The sequence below is a fragment of the Pseudomonas rhizophila genome (genome assembly GCF_003033885.1).
GTDB classification, from domain to species: Bacteria; Pseudomonadota; Gammaproteobacteria; order Pseudomonadales; family Pseudomonadaceae; genus Aquipseudomonas; species Aquipseudomonas rhizophila.
In genome coordinates this window covers 3,181,355-3,197,573 of record NZ_CP024081.1, presented here as the reverse complement: position 1 = coordinate 3,197,573, position 16,219 = coordinate 3,181,355, and the positions used below count along the sequence as shown (strand labels likewise).

The 16,219-nt window shown below is 58.5% G+C and carries 19 protein-coding genes and 4 tRNA genes; 2 read left to right on the top strand and 21 right to left on the bottom strand.

The genetic code is table 11. The features are described 5' to 3' along the window. Nucleotides 1–133 precede the first annotated feature (133 nt). The 8 genes from CRX69_RS14890 to CRX69_RS14850 form a co-directional block, all read right to left on the bottom strand. Nucleotides 134–502, bottom strand: a complete 369-nt coding sequence (locus CRX69_RS14890; RefSeq protein ID WP_076383939.1) for a hypothetical protein — start codon at nucleotides 500–502, stop codon at nucleotides 134–136. A 205-nt stretch (nucleotides 503–707) separates the two neighbouring features. Next, complete coding sequence (locus CRX69_RS14885) at nucleotides 708–905, bottom strand: hypothetical protein (RefSeq protein WP_047228562.1); 198 nt, start codon at nucleotides 903–905, stop codon at nucleotides 708–710. A 181-nt stretch (nucleotides 906–1,086) separates the two neighbouring features. After that, nucleotides 1,087–1,593, bottom strand: coding sequence for a P-loop nucleotide/nucleoside kinase family protein (locus CRX69_RS14880; protein WP_047228563.1), 507 nt, complete (start codon nucleotides 1,591–1,593; stop codon nucleotides 1,087–1,089). A 112-nt stretch (nucleotides 1,594–1,705) separates the two neighbouring features. Continuing rightward, nucleotides 1,706–1,906, bottom strand: coding sequence for a hypothetical protein (locus CRX69_RS14875; RefSeq protein ID WP_007895617.1), 201 nt, complete (start codon nucleotides 1,904–1,906; stop codon nucleotides 1,706–1,708). A 207-nt stretch (nucleotides 1,907–2,113) separates the two neighbouring features. Beyond that, nucleotides 2,114–2,545 carry a papain-like cysteine protease family protein gene (locus CRX69_RS14870; protein ID WP_275112863.1) on the bottom strand — a complete coding sequence of 144 codons (432 nt, stop codon included), beginning with the start codon at nucleotides 2,543–2,545 and terminating at the stop codon, nucleotides 2,114–2,116. A gap of 457 nt (nucleotides 2,546–3,002) precedes the next feature. Beyond that, nucleotides 3,003–3,134 (bottom strand): YHYH domain-containing protein, encoded by a 132-nt coding sequence (locus CRX69_RS14860; RefSeq protein ID WP_107322247.1) that lies wholly within the window; start codon nucleotides 3,132–3,134, stop codon nucleotides 3,003–3,005. A gap of 298 nt (nucleotides 3,135–3,432) precedes the next feature. Next, the gene (locus CRX69_RS14855; RefSeq protein WP_076383936.1) at nucleotides 3,433–3,714 is read right to left on the bottom strand and encodes a hypothetical protein; all 282 of its coding nucleotides are present in this window, start codon (nucleotides 3,712–3,714) and stop codon (nucleotides 3,433–3,435) included. Between the two features lie 71 nt (nucleotides 3,715–3,785). Further along, on the bottom strand, nucleotides 3,786–4,109 hold the full coding sequence (locus CRX69_RS14850) for a DUF2388 domain-containing protein (RefSeq protein ID WP_047230558.1): 324 nt from the start codon (nucleotides 4,107–4,109) through the stop codon (nucleotides 3,786–3,788). A gap of 531 nt (nucleotides 4,110–4,640) precedes the next feature. On the opposite strand from CRX69_RS14850, the gene CRX69_RS14845 reads away from it, so the two are divergent. Next, a complete protein-coding gene (locus tag CRX69_RS14845) occupies nucleotides 4,641–4,928 on the top strand; it encodes a type II toxin-antitoxin system Phd/YefM family antitoxin (RefSeq protein ID WP_107322246.1) in 288 nt (95 codons plus the stop codon). A gap of 132 nt (nucleotides 4,929–5,060) precedes the next feature. Here CRX69_RS14845 and CRX69_RS14840 read toward each other — a convergent pair. Beyond that, nucleotides 5,061–5,137 (bottom strand) — tRNA-Val (locus tag CRX69_RS14840). Nucleotides 5,138–5,320: 183 nt separating this feature from the next. Here CRX69_RS14840 and CRX69_RS14835 point away from each other — a divergent pair. Beyond that, nucleotides 5,321–6,604: an NAD(P)/FAD-dependent oxidoreductase gene (locus tag CRX69_RS14835; protein WP_107322245.1), complete on the top strand. Its 1,284-nt coding sequence runs from the start codon at nucleotides 5,321–5,323 to the stop codon at nucleotides 6,602–6,604. A 208-nt stretch (nucleotides 6,605–6,812) separates the two neighbouring features. Here the strand turns inward: CRX69_RS14835 and CRX69_RS14830 are convergent. The 12 genes from CRX69_RS14830 to truA all read right to left on the bottom strand — a co-directional run bounded on the left by CRX69_RS14830 (nucleotide 6,813) and on the right by truA (nucleotide 16,189). Next, nucleotides 6,813–6,889: transfer RNA gene (locus tag CRX69_RS14830), tRNA-Asp, on the bottom strand. An 89-nt stretch (nucleotides 6,890–6,978) separates the two neighbouring features. After that, nucleotides 6,979–7,055, bottom strand: a tRNA-Asp gene (locus CRX69_RS14825). A 58-nt stretch (nucleotides 7,056–7,113) separates the two neighbouring features. Next, nucleotides 7,114–7,189 (bottom strand) — tRNA-Val (locus CRX69_RS14820). Nucleotides 7,190–7,291: 102 nt separating this feature from the next. Further along, a complete protein-coding gene (locus CRX69_RS14815) occupies nucleotides 7,292–8,065 on the bottom strand; it encodes an SDR family oxidoreductase (protein WP_047229233.1) in 774 nt (257 codons plus the stop codon). Continuing rightward, entirely contained in the window at nucleotides 8,062–9,273 is a 1,212-nt protein-coding gene (locus tag CRX69_RS14810; protein WP_047229234.1) for an O-succinylhomoserine sulfhydrylase, read from the bottom strand. Before CRX69_RS14810 ends, CRX69_RS14815 begins: the two co-directional genes overlap by 4 nt. Before the next feature lie 56 nt (nucleotides 9,274–9,329). Then, on the bottom strand, nucleotides 9,330–10,835 hold the full coding sequence (gene purF / locus CRX69_RS14805) for an amidophosphoribosyltransferase (protein WP_047229235.1): 1,506 nt from the start codon (nucleotides 10,833–10,835) through the stop codon (nucleotides 9,330–9,332). 41 nt (nucleotides 10,836–10,876) lie between these two features. Continuing rightward, entirely contained in the window at nucleotides 10,877–11,437 is a 561-nt protein-coding gene (locus CRX69_RS14800; protein ID WP_039593931.1) for a CvpA family protein, read from the bottom strand. A 99-nt stretch (nucleotides 11,438–11,536) separates the two neighbouring features. After that, nucleotides 11,537–12,205, bottom strand: coding sequence for an SPOR domain-containing protein (locus tag CRX69_RS14795; RefSeq protein ID WP_047229236.1), 669 nt, complete (start codon nucleotides 12,203–12,205; stop codon nucleotides 11,537–11,539). After that, nucleotides 12,189–13,496 carry a bifunctional tetrahydrofolate synthase/dihydrofolate synthase gene (folC, locus tag CRX69_RS14790; RefSeq protein WP_047229237.1) on the bottom strand — a complete coding sequence of 436 codons (1,308 nt, stop codon included), beginning with the start codon at nucleotides 13,494–13,496 and terminating at the stop codon, nucleotides 12,189–12,191. The genes CRX69_RS14795 and folC overlap by 17 nt, the downstream gene beginning before the upstream one ends. Then, complete coding sequence (accD, locus tag CRX69_RS14785) at nucleotides 13,493–14,413, bottom strand: acetyl-CoA carboxylase, carboxyltransferase subunit beta (protein ID WP_047229238.1); 921 nt, start codon at nucleotides 14,411–14,413, stop codon at nucleotides 13,493–13,495. Before accD ends, folC begins: the two co-directional genes overlap by 4 nt. A gap of 265 nt (nucleotides 14,414–14,678) precedes the next feature. After that, the gene (locus CRX69_RS14780; RefSeq protein ID WP_047229239.1) at nucleotides 14,679–15,302 is read right to left on the bottom strand and encodes a phosphoribosylanthranilate isomerase; all 624 of its coding nucleotides are present in this window, start codon (nucleotides 15,300–15,302) and stop codon (nucleotides 14,679–14,681) included. Nucleotides 15,303–15,364: 62 nt separating this feature from the next. Then, on the bottom strand, nucleotides 15,365–16,189 hold the full coding sequence (gene truA / locus CRX69_RS14775) for a tRNA pseudouridine(38-40) synthase TruA (RefSeq protein ID WP_047229296.1): 825 nt from the start codon (nucleotides 16,187–16,189) through the stop codon (nucleotides 15,365–15,367). Nucleotides 16,190–16,219 lie beyond the last annotated feature (30 nt).

Here is a 16,219-nt window from a genome sequence, read left to right as displayed (position 1 = left end):
TCACTTGAACAACCCAGGGCCGCAAGACAGGAACCGTGTCAGCAAAGAAGTCATTGGGAGCCCTACGATTCAATGTAGGGCTTCCTTTAGCCATTCTCGTCAGTTATCACTGCGAGCGCACTGAACTGCTGACTTACTCAACCGCCGACCGGCTGTTACGCCAGAACAGGTACGCCAGCCCCACCGGCGCTATGAAAATCGCCAACGACCAGCACATCGCCATGGTGAAAACCTTCACCATCAGCATGAACAGCGCATTCACGAAAAAAACGTTGTTACCCATGATGTAGCCAACAACGCTTTCGTAGACGAACCGAGAATACGGATAGAGCAATGAGTTGATGACCGCCAACACAATCAGCCCAGGCTTGGCACCGATTCCTCCAGGGCCATTGGCCGCCAAAGAGATGATCATCACAGCGAACACCAGCCCAAAAAGGAACTGACGGATGTAATAGCTGGTAGTAAGACCCCCAAAGGTCTTGGCGAAAAATGAGTGCATAGAAGATCCCTCTTGAACGCTGATTTAAACGAGGCGCCACCATACCAGCATCATTTTTTCGCGCAAGATCAAGCAGATCCCCGGATTGATGTCAGCGCAAGCGGTAGACAATCGGACCGAGTCCTTGCTTTTAGAAACTGAGACCTACAAAAAGCGGGCGACTCATAAGTCGTCCGCTTTTTACATAAATCAGCAAGGACAAAAGCTAAGCGTCGGGATGCTCACTGGCCACCGAATCGGCGGCCTCCACATCAGACATATCCTCCTCGACAGGAGCCTCATCATCCGCCGGCAATGGAACCTCGGGGCCGTCCTTCTTGGGATCGTGGCCTGTTTCATTATCCGTGCCACGGGTTACGTCCTGCTGGGATTTGTTCCCAGGGGCATTCTCGTCGATTTCCATGTTGGCTCTCCGTTCTGACGCGAGGGATTTCCACGCTTAAACATCAGAGATGTCTGGGCAACTGCAAGTGCCGGGCAATGGATGAACGGCAGGTACAGAAAAAACGGAGTTTGGATCGGTGGATTCAGGGAGCGTTGGCGCTGGACACGGAGTTCTGAGTGGACTGCGCCGCGCGCCGACGTTACTCACGGGACAGGAATCGGTCGATGATCATCGAGACCGCTTGCACCGGAGAGACCAAGGCTGTGTCTATGCAAAACGAAGCTTCATCCCATGGCTCATATTCATGATCCAGTACCGATTGCCAGGTTGGTGGAGTCAGCCCTGGAACATCAACCATCCTTGTTTCGACCCGGCGTCGATGTTCATCTTTATCGGAACAGACCACTTGGATATTTGCTAATCGGACACTGGCCTGTGAGGCGATTTCGCTCCACGCGATCCGGCTTTCGAGGACGGGATTGACACAATCAACAATGACCGTGCGGCCCAAACGAAGATTACTCCGCGCAAGCTCATTGGCGACCATGTAACCACTGCGCCCTACATCTTGCGCAAGAGCGCCCGAGTTTCGAATCGCCTGCTCAATAGTATCGATCCGCAGGTACATGGCGCCTGTTGTCGCGGCGAGATCATTGGCGATAGTCGTTTTTCCGGTGCCGGGAAGGCCGCTGAAGACGATGAGCATTCCATATCCTTCGATTAATGCGTCAGGTAGAAAACCGGGGACCGACCACGATTTGGCCCCTTGGAATCGTCCCGTTTCATATTGTGGGAGGTATCCCATTTTCCTTCACGCCTCAATGAAGAACCCTGCGGCTCTCCCCAATCCTGATCCTATCGAGCGCCCGGTTTAAAGCATCCAAGGCATCGAGCAGAGCTTTGGCCTCAGCTTCCCGACCATCACCCCAGAGGCGTTCAGCCATTTTGTTCAGTGCCTGGATAGAGCGTTCAATGTCAGCAGCCGTCGCTGCTTTGCTTTCCTGATGTTTCTTTGGCATTGGTTAACCCTTCCTCAGGGCGTGTTGCATCAGCTTCAGTGCGAATACTTCGCCAACCGGAACACCTGCTTCAAAATGGAGAACTGCCGCTCCTGCCTCTTGGCGAAGGAGAGAGAACTGGAGGGCCAGACCACAATTCTTAGTCTCTGATCACCCACCTGTCTCAAATCGTGACCTGCCCCGTTATTCGCTTTGATTACGAAAGAATCAATCTTTTGCAACAACTAATGTTTGCTGAGTACCCCATGCCAAAAAATATCCTAGGGCACACGTCTCAATAACGCCCAACCAAGGGTCATAATAATCGATTGTATTAGCAGAATCATCATATTCCAATACGACCACGTAGTGAGATTCAACAAACACCAAGAACCCTGAATATTGGCTTGCATACTGCAAAATAGGCTCCAGCTTTGCATAAGCTTTAAGCTCTCTTGCCCCATGCACAAGTCCAGTTTCCTTTGAAAAGTGATAGGTATTGTAATATTTGGCCAGCTCTTCTAACTGATGAAAAGTTATCCCGTCGTGAACCCATTCAGGATAGAAGCCAATTACAGCCTGCTCCGAGACCTGAACATCATTTAATCGCATAAGCACTGAAAAGCTCGCAGCCCAGCAACTATGACTCACCTTTTGTATCTCAAGCTTAGGAAAAATAGAAAAAACTTTTCTCGAGTGACACCTTCATATGCCATATGAACTCCCTTTCATTGGAAAGCCAATCGATCAATCCATACGTTAAACGTAACTGTCCAACTATTTACTTGTAGTTGATCAATGCACATTTTTCCACAATCTCGAGGATTCCTATGCCGGAGGCAGGATGCATGCACAATTCTTGAAAACTGACAGCGGTCGCGGTCAACTCGCGGGTCCCGTCTTCCGCCTGGTTTCCGAAAACTTAACGGCAGCCAGTTTTTTCCCGAACCAGCCAAAACAAAGGGCTTTCAGCGCGGCGAAATATATCTGTCCCCCCTTTTCCAATTGGCCTCGTCTTTCCTGCCCGGCTTCCGACATTCGCGCGACAGACGGGATCAGATCGACGCCCATCCACTTGAGAAGACCGCAGCCTCTTCAGATCCCGGTGCTGTTCGGGTCAATGGCAGTGGCGTGTTCCAGCTTTCTTGTCGTTATGACAGCCCTGCTTGTCCGTACGGCCACCATGAGCAATTGCGGATACAGAGGTGACTGCAATAATTGCTGCCAGTACTAGGGTGATGATTTTCATGGTCCACTTCCTGTGATTGCGAGTTCCTGGGTTGTGCCGATTTGGCTGACCGACGCGAGTAGATCGTGGTGCCTATATCTCCCCGCCTCGTCAGGCGATTCATACATGCTGAATGCATAGAATTTAGCACCATTACTTCGCCACTACGAGCCGCATAACAGGGCTTGCCCTTTGCCATAGGGTCAGGGGTAAAACTGGGAAAAGGCCCCGATTTTGGGGCCTCTTGTAATCGGCCCGATTCATAATCGTGGTATGTCCCGTTTCCTCCACTTCAAAGCTGGGGTTCAGGAGAAAGCCGTTACCGTCGAGGACAGCCTATCTTGAATGTCCGAATGGATAACGCTTCGTTACGCGCATCCTTTTCGTTCTGAGCCTTCATGGTGAAGCTACCGTCTTGGTAGCTGCGAGCCATAGCTTGGTTATTCTTATCGATTTCATCGTAGATGCGAGCACACTCGCTGGTCGTTGCTTCAGGAGTCGTCGGCACTGGCGCGTTTTCTATGTCCAGCACGTACTGGGATTTCTGATAGGCACAGCCGGTAAGAGCGAAGATAGCGAAAATTGTGATGACTTTATTCATGAGATTTCCATATCGTTAGTGAAACCAGGTCCGCTTTAGTAAACAACTGTGCAGCTCTTCCCAATCTTTCTTCAATAGGACGTCGCGATTGCCTGAGCAAGTTGCATATCAGACATCAGAGGTGACGTGTAGGTCGCGCGGTAATATCGGCAAGCCTGTTCGAACTGTGCACCGCGGATCTCGCCATCTGAACCCATAAACGCGAGCGCATCAGCCTTGGCAGGCTTGAAGTTCTTTGTAGCCTGCAGAGAGAGCCCAGTCGTTCCTGCAAGAAGGAAGGTAGGTGCCAGCGTTATCATCATCATCGAGTTTTGATACGAGCCCTTATCTTCCGCTACCGCTTGAGCGCTGATCGACACCATGATGGCGACGGCCACAGTCATCCATGAATCCATTCTTTGATGCTTCCATTTCGATCTAGGGGCACCACGATAGCAGAGTAGGTACTCACCAGAAACAAGAAGCTCGGCGCTGGACCGGGCCGTGCGAAGGGCTGAAAGGGGACGGGCTAAAAGGGGATAGATTTATTTTCTAGCCGGCTGCCAGTTGATCCAAGCGAATACATTCGATGAAAACTCTCAGCGCAGCGAAGTAAAAATAAATCTGTCCCCTTTTCTACTGCGGATTGATGTCAGCGCAAGCGGTAGACAATCGGACCGAGTCCTTGCTTTTAGAAACTGAGACCTACAAAAAGCGGGCGACTCATAAGTCGCCCGCTTTTGACATAAATCAGCAAGGACGAAAACTAAGCGTCGGGATGCTCACTGGTGAAGAAGGTAGCGGAGCAAATACGCCAGCGGCATACGCACGACGGACTGAGCGATGTCCCGTGGTTTGACTGGACTTGGGCCTGGCATGGAGATTCTGGGCAGTGGTCACTCCAGAATAAAAAGACCAGAATAAAGACCTATTCAGGAGTCATATCCATGCAAAATATTCTTGCCGATGTGGCCGTCAGCGTATCTGAACTCAAGAAGAACCCATCTTCCGTCTTGAGCAGCACCAATGGCTTACCTGTGGCCGTGCTGAACCACAACCGCGTTGTGGGCTACATGGTCCCGGCGAATGTCTATGAGGCGATGGTCGAGCGCCTGGACGAACTGGAACTCGTACACCTGGTCAATGCACGTCTCGACGCCAACGAAACACCTGTTCGAGTATCTCTCGACGATCTGATTGGCGAGGCCGAAGCAGATATCGCCAATGGCCGTTGAGTAGCGAAAAAGCTCGCGCATCAGCGGGCTATCAGTGACTTTCACTGTATAGGTTTCCCCAAACCCCAGACGCAAAAAAGGGCCAACCTCTCGGTTGACCCCTCTAGACCGCCCAGCAGAGCGGATTTTGTTTGGTAGGCGCGATTGGACTCGAACCAACGACCCCCACCATGTCAAGGTGGTGCTCTAACCAACTGAGCTACGTGCCTGCTGTGAGGCGGCATTCTACGGAATTCCGAAGGGGTGTCAATACCTTTTTTTCACCTAACCCTATGAATATGCAAAATATTTAATTTCGCCAAAGCGCCGAAGATTTGGCGGTGGCTGGCGGCTGATTTTTATCTCGGGTAGGATCGGCGCATTCGTAAAAAATATAAAACAGAGGTTGCAGAATGGCGAACACACCGTATCCAGAATCTTATTACGCCGCGTCGGCCAATCCGGTTCCAGCTCGCCCTGCCCTGCAGGATGATGTCGAAACGGATGTTTGCGTGATCGGCGCTGGTTACACCGGCCTGTCCTCTGCGCTGTTTCTGCTGGAGAACGGTTTCAAGGTCACGGTCCTTGAGGCGGCAAAGGTTGGCTTTGGCGCTTCAGGTCGTAATGGCGGGCAGATCGTTAACAGTTACAGCCGCGACATCGACGTGATCGAGCGCAGTGTCGGGCCTCAGCAGGCGCAGTTGCTGGGCAATATGGCGTTCGAGGGCGGTCGGATCATTCGCGAGCGGGTGGCGAAGTATCAGATTCAGTGTGATTTGAAGGATGGCGGAGTATTCGCTGCCCTTACCGCCAAGCAAATGGGCCATCTGGAGTCGCAGAAGCGTTTGTGGGAGCGTTTCGGGCATACCCAGCTTGAGTTGCTCGATCAGCGGCGTATTCGCGAGGTGGTGGCCTGCGAGGAGTATGTGGGCGGGATGCTGGACATGAGCGGTGGGCATATTCATCCGCTGAACCTGGCCCTCGGTGAGGCGGCGGCGGTGGAGTCTCTTGGCGGGGTGATTTATGAGCAGTCGCCGGCGGTGCGCATCGAGCGTGGCGCCAGCCCGGTTGTGCATACACCGCAGGGCAAGGTCAGGGCCAAGTTCATCATCGTGGCGGGCAATGCTTACTTGGGCAATTTGGTGCCGGAGCTGGCAGCCAAGTCCATGCCTTGCGGTACACAGGTGATTGCTACCGAAGCGTTGGGCGATGAGCTGGCTCGCAGCCTGTTGCCCCAGGATTATTGTGTTGAAGACTGCAATTACTTGCTCGATTACTACCGACTCACGGGCGACAAGCGTCTGATTTTCGGCGGCGGCGTGGTGTATGGCGCGAGGGATCCGGCGAATATTGAAGCGATCATTCGTCCGAAGATGCTCAAGGCATTCCCGCAGCTCAAGGACGTGAAGATCGACTACGCCTGGACCGGAAACTTCCTGCTGACGCTATCGCGCCTTCCGCAGGTCGGGCGCCTGGGGGACAACATTTATTATTCCCAGGGCTGCAGCGGCCATGGCGTGACGTATACGCACCTGGCGGGCAAGGTCCTGGCCGAGGCGCTGCGTGGCCAGGCTGAGCGTTTCGATGCGTTTGCGGACCTGCCCCACTACCCCTTCCCCGGCGGTCAGTTGTTGCGTACGCCGTTTGCGGCGATGGGGGCTTGGTATTACGGGCTGCGGGATAGGCTTGGGTTCTGAGACTCGTCGGACGACTTCATAGAAAAGGGCTGCTGCGCAGCCCAGCGGGAGCAAGCTCCCTCGCCACGGGCGCGTTCCAACCTTTCAGTGTCATTATCCCGAAAACAAAAAACCCCGGTCTTTCGACCAGGGTCTTTGCTATCGACTAGAAGTAGCTTTTCAGCTTTCTTCTTAGCTTCAAGGCGTTCAGTGGGCCTCGAAGCAGATATGGCGCAGCGGACGGGACTCGAACCCGCGACCCCCGGCGTGACAGGCCGGTATTCTAACCGACTGAACTACCGCTGCGTATCGCTATGGACTTGCGTCCAGTTAACTCGTCTGATCCAACCTCTTGGGTTTGGATCTCGAACCAGGCGAACCTGCTTCGGAAAATATGGCGCAGCGGACGGGACTCGAACCCGCGACCCCCGGCGTGACAGGCCGGTATTCTAACCGACTGAACTACCGCTGCGCGTCGGTGGAGGCTTTTAACAGCTTCCGTCTTGCTTTCGCAAAACTCTCGTAAAACATGGTGGGTGATGACGGGATCGAACCGCCGACATTCTGCTTGTAAGGCAGACGCTCTCCCAGCTGAGCTAATCACCCTTTGCTTCGTTGAGGCCGCGAAATTTACGCAGGTACCGAAGCTAAGTCAATAGCAGGGTTGAAGTTTTTTCAAAACAGTTCAAGCGGCACGCACAACCGCTCTCACTCATAAATCATTTTCTTGGTCATGCCGCCGTCCACCACGAACTCCTGGCCCGTGACAAAACCGGCATTGCGCGACAACAGCCACGCCACCATCGCCGCTACATCCTCCACCGTGCCTACCCTGCCTGCCGGATGCTGAGCATGATCGGCATCGCTGAGCGGCTGCGCGCGACGCTGGGACGGGTCCCGTGCGTCGATCCAGCCGGGGCTGACAGCATTGACCCGGATCTCCGGCCCAAGGCTGATCGCCAAGGCATGGGTCAAGGCCAGCAAGCCGCCCTTGCTTGCCGCATAGGCTTCGGTGTCGGGTTCTGATTGTGCGGCACGGGTCGAGGCCAGGTTGACGATGGCGCCATTGTGGGCACGCAGGTAAGGAGCACAATGCTTGGCCAGCAGCATGGGACCACCCAGGTTCACCGCCAGGACCCGATTCCAGTAGGCCAGATCCAGGCTTTCCAGGGTGATGTTGTGGGGATCGGCGATGGCCGCGTTGCACACCAGCGCGTCAAGCCGCCCAAACTGGCCCAACACCTCGGCGATTCCCGTGGCGACTTGCGTCTCGTCCGCCACGTCCATGGTGATGAACCAGGCGTTCTCCCCCAGCGTCTTGGCGACCTTGGAGCCGCGCTCACGATCCAGGTCAGTCAGCACCACCTGCCAGCCTTCACAGATCAGCCAGGTGGCAATCCCCAGGCCGATACCCCGCGCGGCGCCTGTCACCAGTGCTACCCGGCCATGAGTGCCGCCGTGCGGCGTTGCCAGCTCGATCACAAGGCGGCCAACCCACGGGCCAGATCGGCTTGCAGGTCAGCCACGTCCTCCAGACCCACCGCGACGCGGATCAGGCTGTCGCGGATGCCCGCTGCTTCACGCTCCTGGGGCGTCAGGCGACCGTGGGAGGTGGTGCTTGGGTGAGTGATGGTGGTTTTGCTGTCACCCAGGTTGGCGGTGATGGAAATCAACCGGGTGGCGTCGATGAAGCGCCAGGCGCCCTCCTTGCCCCCTTTGACCTCGAAGCTCACCACCGCACCGAAACCGCGCTGCTGACGCGCGGCCAGGTCATGTTGCGGATGGCTCTTGAGGCCGGCGTAGTGCACTTTCTCGATGCCATCCTGCTGCTCCAGCCACTCAGCCAGCAGTTGGGCGTTGGCGCAATGGGCTTTCATACGCAGGCCCAGGGTTTCCAGGCCTTTGAGGAAGATCCAGGCGTTGAACGGACTCAAGGTCGGCCCGGCGGTGCGCAGGAAGCCCACCACTTCTTTCATCTGCTCGCCACGACCGGCCACCACGCCGCCCATGCAACGACCCTGGCCGTCGATGAACTTGGTCGCCGAATGCACCACCACGTCGGCACCCAGCTTCAGTGGCTGTTGCAACGCCGGCGTGCAGAAGCAGTTATCGACCACCAGCATGGCGCCCTTGGCGTGGGCGATTTCCGCCAACGCGGCGATGTCCACCAGCTCGGCCAGGGGGTTGGACGGCGATTCGACAAACAGCATCTTGGTATTGGGCTTGATTGCCGCATCCCAACCGGACAAGTCCGCCAGGGGCACGTAATCGACTTCCACGCCGAAACGCTTGAAGTACTTTTCGAACAGGCTGATGGTCGAGCCGAAGACACTGCGCGACACCAGCACGTGGTCGCCAGCGCTGCAAAAGCTCATGACCACGGCCATGATCGCCGCCATGCCGGTGGCGGTGGCCACAGCCTGCTCGGCACCTTCCAGAGCAGCGAGGCGCTCTTCGAAAGCCCGCACGGTGGGGTTGGTGTAGCGCGAGTAGACGTTGCCCGGCACCTCGCCGGCAAACCGGGCCGCCGCATCGGCAGCGGTACGGAACACGTAGCTGGACGTGAAGAACATCGGATCGCCATGCTCGGCTTCCGGCGTGCGGTGCTGACCGGCGCGGACCGCCAGGGTATCGAACGCTACACCCTCAAGGTCGCTGTCCAGCCGACCGGCATCCCAATCCTGACTCATGCTGTCGCTCCTGTAGTCATTAAACGCAAACCGGCCCCTCAGGGCCGGCTTGTCACTCAGTTGTTGTACAGATCGATGATCGCGCTGACCGCCTGGGTCTTGGCCTTGGACGCATCGTTACGAGCGTTCTCGATCTTGTTCAGGTAGGCCTCATCGACGTCACCGGTGACGTACTTGCCGTCAAACACTGCGCAGTCGAACTGCTCGATCTTGATCTTGCCACCACCCACCGCTTCTATCAGGTCCGGCAGGTCCTGATAGATCAGCCAGTCGGCGCCGATCAGGTCGGCCACTTCCTGGGTAGTGCGATTGTGGGCGATCAGCTCGTGGGCGCTCGGCATGTCGATGCCGTAGACGTTCGGATAACGCACGGCCGGCGCCGCCGAGCAGAAGTATACGTTCTTGGCACCGGCTTCACGGGCCATCTGGATGATCTGCTTGCACGTGGTTCCGCGCACGATGGAGTCATCCACCAGCATCACGTTCTTGCCGCGAAATTCCAGTTCGATGGCGTTGAGCTTCTGGCGTACCGATTTTTTCCGCGCGGCCTGGCCGGGCATGATGAAGGTACGGCCGATGTAACGGTTCTTCACGAAGCCTTCGCGGAACTTGACGCCCAGGTGGTTCGCCAGTTCCAGGGCCGCGGTGCGGCTGGTGTCCGGGATCGGGATGACCACGTCGATGTCGTGGTCCGGCCGCTCGCGCAAGATCTTGTCGGCCAGTTTCTCGCCCATGCGCAGGCGGGCCTTATAGACCGAGATGCCGTCGATGATCGAGTCCGGGCGCGCCAGGTAGACGTGCTCGAAGATGCACGGAGTCAGGCTCGGGTTGGTCGCGCACTGGCGGGTGAACAACTTGCCGTCTTCGGTGATGTAGACCGCTTCGCCCGGGGCCAGGTCGCGAATCAGGGTGAAGCCCAGCACGTCCAGGGACACGCTTTCCGAGGCAATCATGTACTCGACGCCTTCGTCGGTGTGACGCTGGCCGAACACGATCGGGCGGATGCCATGGGGGTCGCGGAAACCGACGATGCCGTAACCGGTGATCATCGCCACGACCGAGTAGCCGCCGACGCAGCGGTTATGCACGTCGGTCACAGCGGCGAACACGTCTTCTTCGGTAGGCTGCAGCTTGCCGCGCTGGGCCAGTTCATGGGCGAAGACGTTGAGCATCACTTCCGAGTCGGAGTTGGTATTGACGTGGCGCAGGTCCGATTCGTAGATCTCCTTGGCCAACTGCTCGACGTTGGTCAGGTTGCCGTTGTGCGCCAACGTGATGCCGTACGGCGAGTTGACGTAGAACGGCTGGGCTTCGGCCGAAGTCGAGCTGCCCGCTGTTGGGTAGCGCACATGGCCAATGCCCATGTGACCAACCAGGCGCTGCATGTGACGCTGATGGAACACGTCACGCACCAGCCCGTTGTCCTTGCGCAGGAATAACCGGCCGTCATGGCTGGTCACGATACCGGCAGCGTCCTGGCCGCGGTGCTGGAGCACGGTTAGCGCGTCATACAGCGCCTGATTGACGTTCGACTTACCGACGATACCGACGATGCCACACATGCGACACAACCCCTACTTAATGGATCTGAACTGAACAACACTCACTGCGGCGTTTTGGCCATCGGCAAGAGTTGTTCCTTGAACGGTATTTCAGCGGGTACGCTGATACCGCTGGCAAGCCACTGACTGCTCCAACCCAGGATCAGGTTCTTGGACCAGTCTGCGACCAATAGAAATTGTGGCACGAGCCGGGACTCCTGCCACCACGTATCCTGCTGTACCGGCCCCAGGCTCAATAGCCCGACAGCCACGACCACCAGCAACGCGCCACGCGCCGCGCCGAAGGCCATGCCCAGGAACCGGTCCGTCCCGGAAAGCCCGGTGACGCGAATCAGTTCGCCGATCAGGTAGTTGATCATTGCGCCGACCAGCAAGGTGGCGATAAACAAGATGGCACAGCCCGCGATCACGCGGGCCGACGGAGTTTCAATGTATCCGGCGAGGTACTGGGACAACGAACCACCAAACATCCAGGCTACGACCCCCGCGATGATCCAGGTCAGCAGCGAGAGGGCTTCCTTGACGAAGCCGCGGCTCAGACTGATCAATGCGGAGATGGCGACGATTGCAACGATCGCCCAGTCAACCCAGGTAAATGGCACGGTGCAGCCTACAGACGGATAAGGCGGCGCATTTTAGCAGAGGCCAGAGCTGTCGGTAAGCTGCGATTGTCAGTGTGATTCAAATCAGGCAAACCGCCGTCAACCGCGCTCAGGCTGAAAACGCACCACAAAACCCTTGAGGTTCTGCTGGCGGCTGAGCAGGTCCCTCAGCCGATCAGCCTCGGCACGCTCGATCAGCGGCCCCACAAATACGCGATTCTTGCCATCGGCGGTGCGGATATAGGCGTTGTAGCCCTGGCTGCGCAGGGTTTTCTGAAGTTTTTCGGCACTCTCACGATTGCTCAGGCTGGCCAACTGAACGGACCAACTGACCGACAGACCGTTGGCGTCCACGCGGCTTTGCGTGGTATCCGGCTTGGCCGGGGCTGGGGTAATCGGTTGGGTCGGGGCCGGCTTGGCCACCGGTGCTGCCGGGGCTGGAGCGACTGCCGGCTTGCTCGGAGCCGGCGCTGCCGTGGCGGGTGCCGCCGGCGCAGGCTCGATCGGCAGGGAAGGCGCAGGTTGCTCGGCCAGCTCCTCGTCGCTCGGAACGGGTTCCTGGGGTAGCGCTTCAGGTTCAGGCACCAGCACCGGCTCGACCTGCACGGGCGCGACAGACGGCGCCTGGGGGGCAGCCGGAGCGTCGACCGTAACCTGGCGCTGCTCATCCTGACGAGAAAACAGCATCGGCAGGAAAATCACCGCCAAGGCCACCAATACCAGGGCCCCGACCATGCGCTGCTTGTACGCTTTATCCAGCAATGCCATCTGCAGCTTCCTCCGTGGAGCGCCGGGCCAGCCATTGAAGGGCCTCGGCAACACAAAAAAATGATCCGAACAGCAGGATCTCATCGTCGACCGTCGCCAGGGCGCACTGCCCTTCCAGCGCCGCGGCCACGCTGTCATAAGTCTCTACGCAAGCGCCGCGACGCTGCAAGGCTTCCCGTAGCTCGGCAGCCGGGCGCGAGCGCGGTGAATCCAGCGGTGCTACCGCCCAATGCTGGACACTAGCACCCAACGCATCGACAACGCCATCCAGATCCTTGTCGCCAAGCAGCCCAAATACCGCCAGGCGGCGCCCGGCTACCGGCCGCCGCGCCAAGCGCTCGGCCAGATACTGCGCCGCATGAGGGTTGTGGCCGACATCAAGCAACAGATTCAGGCGCTTGCCGTGCCAATCGAACTGGCGGCGATCGAGACGACCGACGACGCGAGTCGCTTGCAACGCTTCGATAATTTGCCCGGCATGCCATGGCAGGTCCAGCAACAGGTAGGCCTGGAGCGCCAGCGCGGCGTTCTCCATCGGCAGCTCCAGCAGCGGCAAATCGCGCAACTCCACCGGATTGCCCCGGGCGTCACTGCCCCGCCATTGCCAATGCTGCTCAGTCATTGCCAGGTCGAAATCCCGCCCGCGCAGAAAGAACGGACAGCCCAACTCGCGGACCTTGTCCAGCAACGGTTGAGGGGGATTGAGGTCACCACAGAGCGCAGGCGCGCCCGGGCGGAAGATGCCGGCTTTCTCGAAGGCGACGGACTCACGGGTGTCACCCAGGTAATCGGTATGGTCCACACCGATGCTGGTGACCAGCGCAACGTCCGCATCCACCAGATTGACAGCATCAAGCCGGCCACCCAGGCCGACTTCAAGCACCACGGCATCAAGACCGGCACCCGCGAACAGCCAGAACGCCGCCAGGGTGCCCATCTCGAAATAGGTAAGGGAAATCTCGCCCCGCCCGGCTTCCACCGCAGCAAAGGCTTCGCACAACTCGGCGTCAGAGGCTTCGACGCCGTTGATCTGCACCCGCTCGTTGTAGCGCAACAGGTGCGGCGAACTGTAGACACCTACGCTCAACCCCTGGGCCCGCAACAGCGAGGCCACGAAGGCGCAGGTCGAACCCTTGCCATTGGTGCCGGTAACGGTGATGACCCGGGGCGCCGGCTTGGCCAGTCCCATGCGGGACATTACCGCTTGCGAGCGCTCCAGCCCCATGTCGATGGCTGACGGATGCAACTGCTCAAGGTAGGCAAGCCAATCGCCCAGGGTACGTTGGGTCATATGTTCGCTGGCACCGGCGGAACCACGATCGGCTCGATGGGGGCGGCGACGAATTTCGGGGTCGGCAGGCCCATCAGTTGCGCCAGCAGATTGCCCAGACGCGGACGCAACTCCTGGCGGTGGATGATCATGTCGATGGCGCCGTGCTCCAGCAGGAACTCACTGCGCTGGAAGCCTTCCGGCAATTTTTCGCGCACGGTCTGCTCGATAACGCGCGGGCCGGCAAAACCGATCAGCGCCTTCGGCTCGCCAACGATCACATCGCCCAGCATCGCCAGGCTGGCGGAAACGCCGCCGTAGACCGGGTCGGTCAACACCGAGATGAACGGAATGCCTTCTTCACGCAGACGCGCCAGCACCGCGGAGGTCTTGGCCATTTGCATCAGGGAGATCAGCGCTTCCTGCATACGCGCACCACCGGAAGCGGCAAAGCAGATCATCGGGCAACGGTTTTCCAGGGCATGGTTGGCGGCACGCACGAAGCGCTCACCGACGATGGCCCCCATGGAGCCGCCCATGAAGGAGAACTCGAAGGCCGAAACCACCACCGGCATGCCCAGCAGGGTGCCGCTCATGGACACCAGGGCGTCTTTTTCGCCGGTCTGCTTCTGGGCCGCGGTCAGGCGATCCTTGTACTTCTTGCCGTCGCGGAATTTCAGGCGGTCCACCGGCTCCAGGTCGGCACCCAGCTCAACACGGCCTTCGGCATCCAGGAAGATGTCGATACGGGCACGCGCACCGATGCGCATGTGATGGTTGCACTTGGGGCAAACGTCCAGGGTCTTTTCCAGCTCGGGGCGGTACAGCACCGCTTCGCAGGATGGACATTTGTGCCACAGACCTTCAGGCACCGAGCTTTTTTTCACCTCGGAACGCATGATCGAAGGGATCAGTTTGTCTACCAACCAGTTGCTCATGCTTTCTTTCTCCAGTACCGGTGACCCGAACGCTCTGGTTCGCGGTCCCGCGTATGCCCTTGAGCTAAATTCATTGTGCGGCGAGGGTCGAGGGACCACCACGATCAGCGCGAAGCATGACCTGCGTGCAGCCCAACCTCCTCAGCCATCCCGGCAACCGCGGCACCGCGGCTACCACTACGCTATCGGCCCACCCGGAGGCGGCGCCTGCCTGCTTTGTACAGTGCTGGTATGGACGGCGGCAGTCTGCCAGCCGTCACATTGACTACTGGCTGCTGCGTACAGCGGCCATGAACGCACGAATCCTGGCCGGATCCTTGATGCCCTTGCTTTGCTCTACCCCACCGCTGACATCGACCGCGTAAGGGCGAACCTGACGGATGGCTTCGGCCACGTTTTGCGCCGTCAACCCACCGGCGAGGATAATCGGTTTGCTCAGGCCCTGGGGCACCAGCGACCAGTCGAATGCTTCACCGGTCCCACCGGGAACGCCTTCCACATAGGTGTCCAGCAGTATGCCACTGGCACCGGCAAAGGCATCGCAACTGGCCGCGATGTCATCACCGGCCTTGACCCGCAACGCCTTGATGTACGGCCGATGCCAGCCCTCGCAATCGGCGGGCGTCTCGTCCCCGTGAAACTGCAACAGGGCCAACGGCACCGCGTCGAGTATCTCGCCCAGCTCACAACGACTGGCGTTGACGAACAGGCCGACGGGGGTCACGAACGGAGGCAAGGCCTGGATGATCGCCCTCGCCTGCTGCACCGTCACCGCGCGCGGGCTCTTGGCATAAAACACCAGCCCGATGGCATCGGCACCAGCCTCCACCGCCGCCAGCGCGTCCTCGACGCGGGTGATCCCGCAAATCTTGCTGCGAACGGCCGGCATGTCGTCAAAACCTCAGGCAAATCCGTGAAAGTCCCGGATGGTAGCAAATGCTGCGCAGGGCGTCAGCCGTCGAGTTCCGAGAAGCCCGTGAGGAAATGTGGCCCGATGTAACGCTGCGGCAGCTCGAATTCATCGTGGTATTCGACCTGCACCAGGTACAGGCCAAACGGGTGCGCCGTCACGCCGCCGGAACGCCGGATGCGGCTTTCGAGCACTTCCTTGATCCACTCCACCGGCCGCTCACCGGCACCGATGGTCATCAGCACGCCCGCGATGTTGCGCACCATGTGATGCAGGAAGGCGCTGGCGCGGATATCGAGCACGATCATTTTGCCGTGGCGGGTCACCCGCAGGTGATGCAGCTCTTTGATCGGTGACTTGGCCTGGCACTGGCCGGCGCGAAAGGCGCTGAAATCATGAACACCGACCAGGTACTGCGCGGCTTCAGCCATGCGCTCGACGTCCAGCGGACGGTGGTTCCAGGTGATTTCTTCGTTCAGATGCGCGGGGCGGATCTGGTCGTTGTAGATCACGTAGCGATAACGCCGGGCGATGGCCTTGAAGCGTGCATGGAAATGCGCCGGCATTGCCTTGGCCCAGCTGACACTGACGTCGTGAGGCAAGTTGATGTTGGCCCCCATGACCCAGGCCTTCATCGAACGCTCGACCTGGGTGTCGAAATGCACCACCTGGCCGCAGGCGTGCACGCCGGCATCGGTACGGCCGGCACAATGCAGCGACACGGGCGAATCAGCGACTTTGGACAGTGCGTTTTCGAGGGTTTCCTGCACCGTCGCCACACCGGAGGCCTGGCGCTGCCAGCCGCGATAGCGCGAGCCTTTATATTCAACGCCCAGGGCGATCCGGAAAAAGCCGTCGGCCGCCATTTCGGCGGCCGGGTTGTCTATGTTTGCCAA

Coding starts and splice junctions, on each gene's coding strand:
- CRX69_RS14890 (WP_076383939.1), bottom strand. CDS start 502: ATGCACTCATTTTTCGCCAAGACCTTTGGGGGTCTTACTACCAGCTAT.
- CRX69_RS14885 (WP_047228562.1), bottom strand. CDS start 905: ATGGAAATCGACGAGAATGCCCCTGGGAACAAATCCCAGCAGGACGTA.
- CRX69_RS14880 (WP_047228563.1), bottom strand. CDS start 1,593: ATGCTCATCGTCTTCAGCGGCCTTCCCGGCACCGGAAAAACGACTATC.
- CRX69_RS14875 (WP_007895617.1), bottom strand. CDS start 1,906: ATGCCAAAGAAACATCAGGAAAGCAAAGCAGCGACGGCTGCTGACATT.
- CRX69_RS14860 (WP_107322247.1), bottom strand. CDS start 3,134: ATGAAAATCATCACCCTAGTACTGGCAGCAATTATTGCAGTCACCTCT.
- CRX69_RS14855 (WP_076383936.1), bottom strand. CDS start 3,714: ATGAATAAAGTCATCACAATTTTCGCTATCTTCGCTCTTACCGGCTGT.
- CRX69_RS14850 (WP_047230558.1), bottom strand. CDS start 4,109: ATGGATTCATGGATGACTGTGGCCGTCGCCATCATGGTGTCGATCAGC.
- CRX69_RS14845 (WP_107322246.1), top strand. CDS start 4,641: ATGCAAAATATTCTTGCCGATGTGGCCGTCAGCGTATCTGAACTCAAG.
- CRX69_RS14835 (WP_107322245.1), top strand. CDS start 5,321: ATGGCGAACACACCGTATCCAGAATCTTATTACGCCGCGTCGGCCAAT.
- CRX69_RS14810 (WP_047229234.1), bottom strand. CDS start 9,273: ATGAGTCAGGATTGGGATGCCGGTCGGCTGGACAGCGACCTTGAGGGT.
- purF (WP_047229235.1), bottom strand. CDS start 10,835: ATGTGTGGCATCGTCGGTATCGTCGGTAAGTCGAACGTCAATCAGGCG.
- CRX69_RS14795 (WP_047229236.1), bottom strand. CDS start 12,205: ATGGCATTGCTGGATAAAGCGTACAAGCAGCGCATGGTCGGGGCCCTG.
- folC (WP_047229237.1), bottom strand. CDS start 13,496: ATGACCCAACGTACCCTGGGCGATTGGCTTGCCTACCTTGAGCAGTTG.
- accD (WP_047229238.1), bottom strand. CDS start 14,413: ATGAGCAACTGGTTGGTAGACAAACTGATCCCTTCGATCATGCGTTCC.
- CRX69_RS14780 (WP_047229239.1), bottom strand. CDS start 15,302: ATGCCGGCCGTTCGCAGCAAGATTTGCGGGATCACCCGCGTCGAGGAC.
- truA (WP_047229296.1), bottom strand. CDS start 16,189: ATGGCGGCCGACGGCTTTTTCCGGATCGCCCTGGGCGTTGAATATAAA.